Here is an 11,805-nt window from a genome sequence, read left to right on the forward strand (position 1 = left end):
TCCCGCGGCTCCGCGCATGAGTGATGCGCGAAACTGCGGTAGGGTGGCTCGCATGTGTGGAATCGTTGGATACGTCGGCCGCCGCAGCGCCGTCGACGTCGTGCTCGACGGCCTGCGCCGTCTCGAATACCGCGGCTACGACTCGGCGGGCATCGCGCTCGTCTCGGCCGACGGCCGCATCGAGGTCGACAAGCGCGCCGGCAAGCTCGCGAACCTCGAGGCGGCCCTCGCCGAGCACCCGCTCCCCGAGTCCACCTGCGGCATCGGGCACACCCGCTGGGCGACGCACGGCGTCCCCTCCGACCGCAACGCGCACCCCCACCGCTCCGCCGACGGCCGGATCTCCCTGATCCACAACGGCATCATCGAGAACTTCGGGCAGCTGCGCGCCGAGCTCGAGGCGAACGGCGTCGAGTTCCTCTCCGACACCGACACCGAGGTCGCGGCCCACCTGCTCGGCCGCGAGTACGCCGTCGACGGGGACCTCACCGAGGCCATGACCCGGGTGTGCGCCCGCCTCGAAGGCGCGTTCACCCTCCTCGCGGTCGCCGCCGACGACCCCGACACGGTCGTGGGCGCCCGCCGCAACTCCCCGCTCGTGGTCGGGCTCGGCGACGGCGAGTACTTCCTCGGCTCCGACGTGGCCGCGTTCATCTCCTACACGACCGAGGCCATCGAGCTCGGCCAGGACCAGATCGTGACCATCGACCGCGAGGGCGTGGCGGTGCGCGGCTTCGACGGGCAGGCGTCCGAGGGCAAGCCGTTCAGCGTCGACTGGGACATCGCGGCCGCCGAGAAGGGCGGCTACGACACGTTCATGGCCAAGGAGATCCACGAGCAGCCGCAGGCCGTGGCCGACACGCTCCGCGGGCGCATCGACGAGGCCGGGCAGATCGTCCTCGACGAGGTCCGCATGTCCGACCAGGACTTCCGGGACATCGACAAGGTGTTCATCGTGGCGTGCGGCACCTCGTACCACGCCGGCCTGGTCACCAAGTACGCGATCGAGCACTGGACGCGCATCCCGTGCGAGGTCGAGCTCGCGAGCGAGTTCCGCTACCGCGACCCCGTCCTCGACCGGTCGACGCTCGTCGTCGCGATCTCGCAGTCGGGCGAGACGATGGACACGCTCATGGCGGTGCGCCACGCGAAGGACCAGAAGGCCCGCGTGCTCTCCATCTCGAACACCGTCGGGTCGACGATCCCGCGCGAGTCCGACGCGGTGCTCTACACGCGCGCCGGCATCGAGGTCGCCGTCGCGTCCACGAAGGCGTTCCTGACGCAGCTCGCCGCCTGCTACCTGGTGGGCCTGCACCTCGCGCAGGTGCGCGGCATCAAGTACGCCGACGAGGTCTCCGCGATCCTCGACGAGCTCGTGGCCGCGCCCGGCAAGATCGCCAAGGTCATCGAGAACCTCGACCCGGTCCGCGAGATGGCCCGCGAGAGCGCCGGCAGCGACCGCGTCCTGTTCATCGGCCGCCACGTCGGCTACCCGGTGGCCCTCGAGGGCGCGCTCAAGCTCAAGGAGCTCGCGTACCTGCACGCCGAGGGCTTCGCCGCCGGCGAGCTCAAGCACGGCCCGATCTCGCTCATCGAGGCCGGGACGCCGGTCATCGCGATCGTGCCGAGCCCGCGGGGCCGCTCGCTCCTGCACGACAAGATCATCTCCAACATCCAGGAGGTCAAGGCCCGCGGCGCGAAGGTGATCGCGGTGTGCGAGGAGGGCGACAAGATCACGGCCGCGCACGCCGACCTGGTCATCGAGACGCCCGCGTCGCCGACGCTCCTGGCGCCGCTGCTGACGGCCGTCCCGCTCCAGGAGTTCGCGGCCGAGCTCGCCACGGCCCTGGGCCGCGACATCGACCAGCCGCGCAACCTCGCCAAGTCCGTCACCGTGGAGTAGCCGCACGGACTCCATTGAGGACCGAGGGCGGCCGCATCCGATGCGGCCGCCCTTTTCCCTTGTGCCCCAACGGCTGTGCGGAAACCGGCGATCGGTTGCCCGCGAGATGGGGCGATATTCGACACTTCAGTGCGAAGTCGCGCAATGCGCCCGAACCGTTTAAACTCGCGCTGTGAAAAAACGCACCCTCATCTCGAGCGCCGTGGCGGTCACCGCCGCCGGCGCCATCACCTTCGCGGGGACCGTGGTCGCCCAGGCGCAGGAGACGGGCAACGAGGCCCTCGCCGCCGCCATCGACGCGATCCTCCAGGACCCCAAGGTCATCGACTCCCAGGCGTCCATCGTCGTCAGGGACGCCGCCACCGGCGAGGTCATCTACGACCACCACGGCAACCAGCGGGCCATCACCGCCTCCAGCCTCAAGCTCACCACCCTGGCCGGCGCGTTCGAGACCCTCGGCGAGGACTACACGTTCACCACCGACGTCGTCGGCGACCGGCCCGTCGACGGCGTCGTCGCCGGTGACCTCTACCTGCGCGGCGACGGCGACCCGTCCATGCTCGCCGAGGACTACCAGGCGCTCGCCGCCGACCTCGCCGCCGCCGGCGTCTCCACCGTGGACGGTGACCTGGTGCTCGACGACACCGCGTTCGACGCGGTCCGCCACGGCGACGAATGGGCCTGGGGCGACCTCCAGTACGGCTACGCCGCCGAGGTCTCCGCGCTCACCGTCGGCTCCGGCACGGACCACCTCTCCGGCTCCGTCCGCGTCTTCGTCAAGCCCGGCGCCACCGCCGGCTCCCCCGCCGTCGTCACCACCGTCCCCGCGACCGACTACGTCACCATCGTGAACACCGCCACGACCGGGACCTCCACGAACGTCTCGATCAACCGCGACGAGCACTCGAACACCATCCGCGTCTCAGGGACCGTCAAGTCCGGCACCACCGGCACCTTCGGCACCCGCGCGGTCATCGACCCGACCGGCCTGGTCGGCGACGTGTTCGCGAGCGCGCTCGAGGCCGAGGGCATCACCCTCACCGGTGACGTGCGGCTGCACGAGGCCACCCCGCAGGGCGGCGAGACGCTCGCCTCGCACGCCTCCGCGCCGCTCTCGTCGCTCGCGGTCGACCTGATGAAGCCCTCGAACAACCTCTACGGCGAGGCGCTGTTCAAGGCCGTGGGCCTCGCGAACACCGGCCAGGGCACCTACGCGTCCGGCAAGGCCGGCGTGTACGCCGCGATCGAGGAGTACGGCGTGAACACCGGCCCGATCCGCCAGGTCGACGGCTCCGGCCTGTCCCGCTGGGACATGCTCACCCCCGACTCGCTCACCGACCTGCTCATCGGCGCCCAGTCCGCGCCGTGGTTCGCCGCCTACGAGGCGTCGCTGCCGGTCGCCTGCGTCGACGGCACCCTCGCGAGCCGGATGTGCGGGACCGAGGCGGCCGGGAACGTCAGGGCCAAGACCGGGTCGCTCACCTCCGTGTCGTCCCTCGTCGGGTACGCCACCGACGCCGACGGGCGCGAGGTCGTCTTCGCGATCCTGCTGAACGACTACCTGACCAGCAACATCAAGGGCATCGAGGACCAGATCGCGGTCGCGATCGCCACGCACGGCGCCGACACCACCGAGTCCCAGATCGCGGCCTTCGCCGAGGAGGCCGAGGAGATCGCCGAGCCCGCCGCGGAGCAGCCCGCCGACCGGGAGTGCACCTGGTACGAGCCGAGCATCTGCTAGGCCCCGCACCATGAAGGGCCCGGCCGCGGTGCGGCCGGGCCCTGCCGCGTCCCTACGGCCGGCCGTAGGTGAGGCGGCGCAGCAGCACCTCGAACGGTCCGCGCATTCCGGCGCGGGCCATCCACGCCGCGAGCGCCACCGTCGCGGCCCACACGAGCACCGCGATCCCGGACGCCGCGGCGTCGCCCAGCGTCGCGCCGAGGTTCCCCGCGTACGGGACGAACAGCGCGGTGAACGCGACCGACTGGAGCAGGTAGCAGGTGAGCGACCGCTGCCCGCACGCCGCGAGGGCCCGCGTCAGCGGCCCCGCCGCGCCGACCGCGCCCCGGCCGCCGCGGGCCGCGGCGAGCGCCACGAGCGCGGCCAGGCCGAGCCCGGCGCCCAGGCCCGTGAGCGAGTGGAGCGTGTACGCGGCGACGGCGACCGGCGCCTCCGGGTGCCACAGCTGCGTGTCGGCGAGCATGAGCGGCAGGCCGCCGGCGACGCCGACGCCGATGCCGGCGAACGCGGTGCGCCGCAGCAGCGGCAGGTGCCGGGAGGGCTCGTCGAGGACGCGGCGGCGCGCGGCCCAGATGCCGACCGCGAACGCGGGCACGATGTCGACGACGTAGAACGTCGGGGTGAGCGCCGCCCACACCGCGAAGCGCGCGAAGGCGGCCTCGACCGGGTCGGCCACCAGCGTCGGCGACGCGTTCTCGTGCCCGGCCGCCTCGGCCGCGAACCCGGCCGCCGCGACGACGAGGACGTGGAAGGCCAGGACGATCCCGGCCGTGCGGAGCAGGGTGCGGTCCTTCGCGGCCAGCAGGCCGGTGAAGACGAGGCCGATGAACCCGTACGCGGCGAGGATGTCGCCGAAGAACAGCAGCACCGCGTGCGCGGCGCCGAAGGCCAGGAGCCACCAGGAGCGGCGGCGCACCAGCCGCCGCGCCTGCGGCCAGTCGGCCCCGGCCGCGGTGCGGCGCTGGACGAGCCGGGCGAGCCCGTACCCGAACAGGCCGGCGAACATCGGCAGCGCGCGGCCGTCGACGAACAGGACCTGGAGCCCGGCGACGACGCGGTCGAGGACGGTGCCGTCCACGGCGTAGCCGCGGAAGCCCGTCGTCTCGTGCGCGAGGAACATGTGCGCGTGCGCGAGCGCGATGAACAGGAGCATCGCGCCCCTGGCCAGGTCGGGTGCGAGCGACCGCTCGGCGACGGGCGTGCCCATAATGGCGGGCGGGGAGAGTGACATCGCGACTCCACGAGTTTTAGGTACACGGCTGTATCTAAAACGATAAGATACACGACTGTACCTAACATCGGGGGGCGGCTCATGTCCGAAGGCCGAACGCGCCGGCGCGGCAAGGACCTGCTCGACGCCATCTACACCGCCGCCATCGAGGAGACCGCCGAATCCGGCCCCGCCCGGCTCACCATGGACGCCATCGCCAAACGCGCCGCCACCGCCCGCACCACCCTCTACCGCCGCTGGTCCGACCCCCTCGACCTCCTCCTCGACGCCCTCGCCGAGCACCACCCCGTCGAGACCCCCGCCCCCGGCGCCGACGACCTCCGCGGCGACCTCATCGCCGCCCTCCGCCTCATGGTCGACTGGGGCTTCAGCCCCGCCGGCCGCGCCGTCATGGCCGTCCTCACCGACCCCGCCCGCGACCCCGCCGTCGTCGAAGCCCTCTGGGAGCGCGTCTTCCGCAAGCGCGGCGGCACCTTCACCCAGACCGTCCTGCGCCACTACGCCGCCACCGGCGCCGTCGACCCCGCCCGCCTCACCCCCGTCGTCCTCGACATCGGCGAAGCCATGGTCACCAAGCGCATCCTCGACACCGGCCGCGCCCCCGACGACGACTACCTCGCCGCCATCGTCGACCAGGCCGTCCTCCCCGCCCTCGCACTGCCGCAACGGAACACCTGACCCCGAACGGCCCCAAGCCGTCCCGCACCGTCCACACCCGCCCCTGACCGGCCGGCAGACAGAACCCCACGCTCGCGGATGAACCCGCCCGAACAGGGGCGGGACGCCCGATCCCGTGGCACTCTTGACGGGTGATCGTCGCCGTGGGCATAGACGTCGTGGCCGTGGACCGGTTCGAGCGCGTACTCGAACGGACCCCGCACGTCGCCGAGAAGCTCTTCACCGAGGCCGAGCGACGCGCCCCCGACGGGCGCCGACGCCGCACCGAGTCCCTCGCCGCGCGCTTCGCCGCCAAGGAGGCCGTGGCCAAAGCCCTCGGCGCCCCCGGCGGAATGCGCTGGGCCGACTGCCAAGTGCTCTCCGAACCGGACGGGCGCCCGTCCCTGGAGATCACCGGATCGGTGGCCGCCGTCGCCGCCCAGCGTGGCGTCTCGCGCTGGCACGTCTCGCTGTCGCATGATGGCGGTATAGCGACAGCGGTGGTGATCGCGGAAACGGCCTGAGGCGACGAGGGTCCGGAGAGGGACAGCCATGGACGGTGCCTGGTCAGCAGCGGCGGTCCGCCGCGCGGAAGCCCAGCTGATGGCGACGCTCCCGCCCGGGACCCTCATGCAGCGCGCCGCGGCGGGACTCGCCGCCGAGTGCGCGGCGATCCTCCGCAGGCAGCGCGCCACCCGCACTGAGCGCGCAGGCGTCTACGGCGCCACCGTGATCGTGCTCGCCGGCCCCGGCGACAACGGCGGCGACGCGCTCTTCGCCGCCGCCCGCCTCGCCCGCCGCGGCGCCCGCGTCTTCGCCGTCCCCGTCATGGGCGAGCGGGTCCACCCCGTCGCCGCCGCGGCCCTCACCCGCGCCGGCGGGCGCCTCACCGCGAACCCGCCCGCGCACTGCGACCTGCTCCTCGACGGCGTCCTCGGCATCGGCGGCCGCCCCGGCCTCCCCGGGCGCGCCGGCGACCAGCTCGCCCGCATCGACGCCGGAACCGTTGTGGCCGTTGACGTCCCCTCCGGGGTCGACGTCGACACCGGGGCCGTCCCGGCCAGCGCCGTCACCGCCGACGTCACCGTCGCGTTCGGGTCCCGCAAGCCCTGCCACGTGCTCGGCCGCGCCGCGCTCCTCACCGGCCGGCTCGTCCTCGTCGACATCGGACTCGGCCCGCACCTCGACCGGCACCCCGCGGTGCGCGTCGCCTCCGAGGCCGACCTCGCCGCCTGGTGGCGACGGCCCGGGCCCGGCGACGACAAGTACACGCGCGGCGTCGTCGGCGTCGCCGCCGGCTCCGAGCGGTACCCCGGGGCGGCCGTGCTCGCCACCAGCGGCGCCCTCGCCGGGCCCGCCGGGTACGTGCGGTACGCCGGCGCCGCAGCGGAGTTCGTGCGCCGCGCCCACCCCGAAGTGGTGTGCACGCCCACGGTGAAGGAGGCGGGCCGGGTGCAGGCGTGGCTGGCCGGCCCCGGGTTCGGGACCGACGAGGCCGCGCTCGGCGAGCTGCGGTCGGTCCTCGTCTCGCCCGCGCCGGTCGTCCTCGACGCCGACGCCCTGACGCTCATCGGCGAGTACCCGTCGGTGCTCTCGCAGCGGGAGGCGCCGGTGGTGCTCACCCCGCACGACCGCGAGTACGAGCGGCTCTACGGCTCCCCGCCGAGCGAGGACCGCGGCGCGGCCGCGGCCGCGCTCGCGAAGCGGCTCAACTGCACGGTGCTCCTCAAGGGGCACCACACGGTCGTCGCCTCGAGCGACGGCGCGGTGTGGGCGAACCCGACCGGGCGGCCGCAGCTGGCGACCGCGGGCGCGGGGGACGTGCTCGCCGGGTTCATGGCCTCGCTGCTGGCGTCCGGCATGGACGGGGTGCGCGCCGCGGTCGCCGCGGCGTTCCTCCACGGCCGCGCGGGCGGCATCGCCGCCCGCGGCCACCGCACCGTCACCGCCTCCGACGTGGCCCGGGCCCTCCCGGGCGCGGTCGGCGAGGTGCTGTCGGCGGCGCGGCCGTAAGCGGAGCGCACCTCGGGCGTCGCCGTTCGCGGTCGGCGCTACCAGTCCTCGCCGGCGCGCTTGATGCGCGCGGGGGCAAGGCCGGTCTCGTCGAGGAGGTAGGTGCGCATCGCCTCCAGGCCCGGCGAGTACACGTGGAGGCTCACCGCGGGGGCGCCGGAGTCGTTGCGCATCGCGTGCACGGTGCGGTCGTCGACCACGGAGACGTCGCCGGCCGCGAGCGGCTTGCGGCGCAGGCCGGGGAAGTCGCCGGGGGCGACGGTGAACTCGGTGAGGGACCCGGAGACGACCGCGACGGCGGCCGCCGCGGGGCGCGCGACCCCGCCGTGGTCGTGGAGCTCGGTGCCCTGGCCCGGAAGCCAGGCGAGGAGCCACGCCTCGTGGTCGGGCCCGGCCAGGACCCGGCGGGCCCAGCGGCTGCCGCGCGTGAAGCGCGGGCGGAGGGTGAGGTTCGCGGCGTAGCAGCCGGCGAGCGCTTCGAGCCGGTGCGCGTCGAGGCGGGCGGGAGCGGCGGGGATCACGGCGGGCATGCGCTGCATGGGAACGGAAGACCTTCGGTGCGTCGGAACGGTGGTCGGTGTCTGGGCGCGCCGAACCGCCGCGGCGGGTCAGCGCTGGTGACAGCGGCGACGGGGACACGACTGGAAGGTCATGCCGGCCATCGTAGCAACTCCCAGCCAACTCACAGGAGCGACACACCATCGGTGGAACGGTCGTTACGCTGCGAATTTGTCACGACCGGGGTCTACCGGACCGCGAACCCGCGCGCTAGGCTCATGTTCGGCTCAGCGGCGCCGTCGTATCGCGCCGGTGCGGGCCCGCCCTCGGAGAAGCCCCGGTACGCACCCCGACCTCCCGAATCCCGAAGGAGCACCCTCCTCGTGAAGCAGTCGTCCGTCCGCCGCAAGTGGACCTCAGCCGCCGTGATCGGCGGCCTCCTGATCTCGTCCGCCGCCTCCGCCCCGGCCTGGGCGCAGCGCGACACCGGCGACATCAACGACGAGATCGAGCAGACCGACGAGGACCTCGCCGCGGCGGTCGACGAGTACAACCAGCTCTCCCAGGAGATCGAGGACAACGAGCACCTCATCGAGGAGACCGAGGTCTACCTCGCGGACGCCGAGACGAACCTGAACGCCCTGCGCGACCAGCTCTCCGCGTACATCCAGTCCACCTATGTGGAGCAGGGCATCGGCGACGCGGCCATGCTGCTCGACTCGGGCTCCCCCGACGCGTTCGTCGAGCGCCTCGACCGGCTCAACTCCGCGAACCTGTACAACTTCGAGCTCATGGACGAGCTGCGGGCGGCCTCCGAGGAGTACACGACCCAGCTCGAGCTCCTCGAGGACCTCCAGGTCGACCTCGCCGCCGACAAGGAGGCCCTCGAGGTCAAGTCCGCCGAGCTCACCGAGCGGATCGACGAGCTCAACGAGGAGTGGCAGACCGTCGCCGGCGACGCCGTCAACGAGTTCGACCTGCCGCACATGACCGACGACCAGCTCACCGTCGTCAACTTCGCGCTCGCGCAGCGCGGCGACTGGTACGTGTGGGGCGCCGCCGGGCCCGACAACTGGGACTGCTCGGGCCTCATCCTCGGCGCGTACGCCGAGCTCGGCATCGACCTGCCGCACAACGCCGCCGCCCAGTACAGCCAGACCGCGAGCATCAGCCGCGACGAGCTCCAGCCCGGCGACCTCGTCTTCTACAACAACCTGGCGCACGTCGGCATGTACATCGGCAACGGCCTGATCGTGCACGCCCCGAACTCGTCCACGTACGTGAAGGTCGTGCCGCTCGACCACGGCAACTCGTACTACGGCGCCACCACGATCCTGCACTAGGACCGCGACGCACGAAGGGCCCCGCGCCTCGGCGCGGGGCCCTTCGTCATGCGTCCGTTCGGTTCCCGGCGGTGCGTCAGACCGGGTCGCAGCGCACCACGAGGATCGCGATGTCGTCGCGCGGCGACTCGGGGGAGAACGCCTCGACGGCCTCCAGGAGCGCCGTCGCGATCTGGCGGGCGCTCTTGCCGGCGGCGCCGCGCACGGCCCGCTCGATGCGGTCGTGGCCGAACATGGCGACGCCGTCGCGGCGCTCGGTCACGCCGTCGGTGAAGAACACGAGCGCGTCCCCGGCGTCGAGCCGGACCTCCTCGGGGTTGACCTTCACGTCCGGGAACAGGCCCACGGCGGTGCCCTCGCGGCCCACCCACTCGACGCCCCCGGCGGCGCGCAGCAGCAGCGGCCGCTCGTGCCCGGACAGGCACAGGGTCGCGTTCACCGAGCCGCCGCGGTCGCGGTCGAGGAGCGCCGACGCGATCGTCGCGTACCGCAGGTCCCCGGGCTGCTCCAGGAGCGTCGCGTTGAGCAGTTCGAGGGCGCGCGGGAGCGGCCGGCCGTCGCGGGCCATGACCCGCAGGACGTCCCGGACGACGCCGGTGACCGCCGCGGCCTGGGCGCCCTTGCCGCACACGTCGCCGATCGCGACCCACAGCCGGTGGTCGGGCAGCTCGGTCGCGTCGTAGAAGTCGCCGCCGACCTCGGTGCCGGCGACCGGGCCCGGCCCGGACCCGGGCAGGCGCCGCGCCGTCGCGGGCAGGTACTCGGCCGCGAACGACACGCCCGCGACGTCCGGGAGCGACCCGGGCATGAGCGCGGCCTGGAGCTCGTGGGCGACGGCCTGCCGCTCGGCGTGGATGCGGGCGTTGTCGAGCGCGAGCGCCGAGCGCTTCGCGAGGTCGGCGACGACCGCGCGCTCCTCGGAGGAGTGGTGCCGGTCGGCGTGGCGGCCCACGGTGAGGACGCCGATCGTGGCGCCGCGCGCCGAGAGCGGGACGGCGATGCCGTCGAGGCCGCGCGGCACCGGCAGCTCCATGCCCGTCCACCCGTCCGAGGTGAGCGCCGCGGCCAGCGGCGGCGCCGCGCCCTCCAGGCGGGTGCGCAGGTGCTCGAGCTCGCCCTCCTCGACGTGCGTGAGCGCGGCGAGCCGCAGCCCGGCGCCGTCGCCGGTGAGGTGGACGGCCGCCCAGCGGCCCAGCTGCGGGACGACGAGCTGCGGGATGAGGGCCACCGTCAGGTGCTCTTCGAGGGAGTGCGCCAGGAGCTCCCCCGCTTCGGCGAGATAGGTGAGCCAGCCGGACCGGCGCTGCTCGTCGGTGCGCATCCGGTCGATCTGGACGGCGAGGGCGACGCGCTCGGCGACGAGCTCGGCGAGGGGCCGCCAGGTCCGCTTCGGCTCGCCCGCGAGGAGCAGGCGGCCGTTCGCGGGCGCGGTGAGCGGCAGCGGGACCGCGACCGCGGCGGTGCCGACGTCGCCGAACTTCGCGATGATCTGGGTGCCGGTGCCGTCGCCCGCGTCGTACTCGATCGCGCCGCCGTCGGCCGCGGTCGCGTCGTGGCAGCGGGCGAGGAGCTCGGTCACGATCTGGTCGACCGGGAGCCGCGACTGGAGCGCGGGCGCGACGGTGAGGAGCGCCGCGAGCTGGCCCAGGTCCGGTTCCGGTTCGCCCGCACCGGAGTCGGGGACCGGGCGCGGCGCCGGGGGCTTGTCGGGGTCGCGGTCGATGCGGAACCAGATGGACTTGCCGGTGGCGTCGTGCGTGGTGCCCCACGAGGACGCGAACCGGTCCACCAGGAGCAGGCCGCGCCCGCCCTCCGCGGTGACCTCCGGCATGGCATTGTCGTAAAGGGTGCGGTCGAGCGGGTCGATGCCCCCGGAGCGGTAGTCGGTGACGGTGACGCGCACGCCGATCGGGTCGGCGGCCACGGTGAAGTTGATGTCGGTGCCGGCGTGGACGACGCCGTTGGTCGCGAGTTCGGTGGTGAGCAGCAGGGTCTCGTCCAGCAGCTCGGTGAGCCCGGCCTCGGCGAGGACCGCGCGGACGGCTGCGCGGGCTGCGGCGGGGGAGCGGTCGTCGGCCGGCAGCCGAAGCCGACGAGCGGCCCTCTCGGGGTACGTCACGGGGCCAGTCTATGCCCGACCCGCCCTCGCCCGCCGCACCCGCTCCGCGCCGTCTACCAGCCCCTGCGCCCGGCGGCGGACGGGCCGCCCCGACCGGTCCCCGACCGGGGCGGCCCGCGCCCCGGACACGCCCCCGACGCGTTGCGGCGCTTGGGAGTGCCGCTCCCGGTGCCCCGCGGCCCCGCGGCGGCGCGCCGCAGCAGAGCCGCGGACCGCGGTCGCGCGTAGTCGTCACTTCTCATTCCGTGACTTCGGGTGACCGGATACCTCCCCCTGAGTAACCTGCCTTCACGTTTGCGC

At 73.9% G+C, this 11,805-nt stretch carries 9 protein-coding genes; 6 read left to right on the forward strand and 3 right to left on the reverse strand.

Translation table 11 applies throughout. The features are described 5' to 3' along the window. Positions 1-52 precede the first annotated feature (52 nt). Both glmS and dacB read left to right on the forward strand, forming a co-directional pair. A complete protein-coding gene (glmS, locus tag EIW28_RS22795) occupies positions 53-1,903 on the forward strand; it encodes a glutamine--fructose-6-phosphate transaminase (isomerizing) (protein ID WP_125250019.1) in 1,851 nt (616 codons plus the stop codon). Between the two features lie 172 nt (positions 1,904-2,075). Further along, on the forward strand, positions 2,076-3,644 hold the full coding sequence (gene dacB / locus EIW28_RS22800; RefSeq protein WP_125250020.1) for a D-alanyl-D-alanine carboxypeptidase/D-alanyl-D-alanine endopeptidase: 1,569 nt from the start codon (positions 2,076-2,078) through the stop codon (positions 3,642-3,644). A 52-nt stretch (positions 3,645-3,696) separates the two neighbouring features. On the opposite strand, the gene EIW28_RS22805 is transcribed toward dacB, so the two are convergent. Then, positions 3,697-4,875, reverse strand: a complete 1,179-nt coding sequence (locus EIW28_RS22805) for a DUF418 domain-containing protein (protein WP_125250021.1) — start codon at positions 4,873-4,875, stop codon at positions 3,697-3,699. A gap of 81 nt (positions 4,876-4,956) precedes the next feature. On the opposite strand from EIW28_RS22805, the gene EIW28_RS22810 reads away from it, so the two are divergent. From EIW28_RS22810 to EIW28_RS22820, 3 genes are all read left to right on the forward strand, one after another. After that, positions 4,957-5,553, forward strand: coding sequence for a TetR/AcrR family transcriptional regulator (locus EIW28_RS22810; protein ID WP_125250022.1), 597 nt, complete (start codon positions 4,957-4,959; stop codon positions 5,551-5,553). A gap of 131 nt (positions 5,554-5,684) precedes the next feature. Next, the gene (locus tag EIW28_RS22815) at positions 5,685-6,056 is read left to right on the forward strand and encodes a holo-ACP synthase (RefSeq protein WP_125250023.1); all 372 of its coding nucleotides are present in this window, start codon (positions 5,685-5,687) and stop codon (positions 6,054-6,056) included. Positions 6,057-6,084: 28 nt separating this feature from the next. Continuing rightward, positions 6,085-7,545, forward strand: coding sequence for an NAD(P)H-hydrate dehydratase (locus EIW28_RS22820; RefSeq protein ID WP_125250024.1), 1,461 nt, complete (start codon positions 6,085-6,087; stop codon positions 7,543-7,545). Between the two features lie 38 nt (positions 7,546-7,583). On the opposite strand, the gene EIW28_RS22825 is transcribed toward EIW28_RS22820, so the two are convergent. Then, positions 7,584-8,075 carry a cysteine dioxygenase gene (locus EIW28_RS22825; RefSeq protein WP_125250025.1) on the reverse strand — a complete coding sequence of 164 codons (492 nt, stop codon included), beginning with the start codon at positions 8,073-8,075 and terminating at the stop codon, positions 7,584-7,586. Positions 8,076-8,426: 351 nt separating this feature from the next. Between EIW28_RS22825 and EIW28_RS22830 the strand changes: the two genes are divergently transcribed. Then, positions 8,427-9,386, forward strand: coding sequence for a C40 family peptidase (locus EIW28_RS22830; RefSeq protein ID WP_125250026.1), 960 nt, complete (start codon positions 8,427-8,429; stop codon positions 9,384-9,386). A gap of 76 nt (positions 9,387-9,462) precedes the next feature. Here the strand turns inward: EIW28_RS22830 and EIW28_RS22835 are convergent, their stop codons facing one another. Next, a complete protein-coding gene (locus tag EIW28_RS22835; RefSeq protein ID WP_125250027.1) occupies positions 9,463-11,505 on the reverse strand; it encodes a SpoIIE family protein phosphatase in 2,043 nt (680 codons plus the stop codon). Positions 11,506-11,805: the final 300 nt, after the last annotated feature.

It is taken from the genome of Glycomyces terrestris (genome assembly GCF_003933745.1).
Taxonomy (GTDB): domain Bacteria; phylum Actinomycetota; class Actinomycetes; order Mycobacteriales; family Micromonosporaceae; genus Glycomyces; species Glycomyces terrestris.

What these genes read in the sequence shown, in the direction of transcription:
- EIW28_RS22825 (WP_125250025.1), bottom strand. Translation starts at nt 8,075, where the DNA reads ATGCCCGCCGTGATCCCCGCCGCTCCCGCCCGCCTCGACGCGCACCGG.
- EIW28_RS22810 (WP_125250022.1), top strand. Translation starts at nt 4,957, where the DNA reads ATGTCCGAAGGCCGAACGCGCCGGCGCGGCAAGGACCTGCTCGACGCC.
- EIW28_RS22820 (WP_125250024.1), top strand. Translation starts at nt 6,085, where the DNA reads ATGGACGGTGCCTGGTCAGCAGCGGCGGTCCGCCGCGCGGAAGCCCAG.
- glmS (WP_125250019.1), top strand. Translation starts at nt 53, where the DNA reads ATGTGTGGAATCGTTGGATACGTCGGCCGCCGCAGCGCCGTCGACGTC.
- EIW28_RS22805 (WP_125250021.1), bottom strand. Translation starts at nt 4,875, where the DNA reads ATGTCACTCTCCCCGCCCGCCATTATGGGCACGCCCGTCGCCGAGCGG.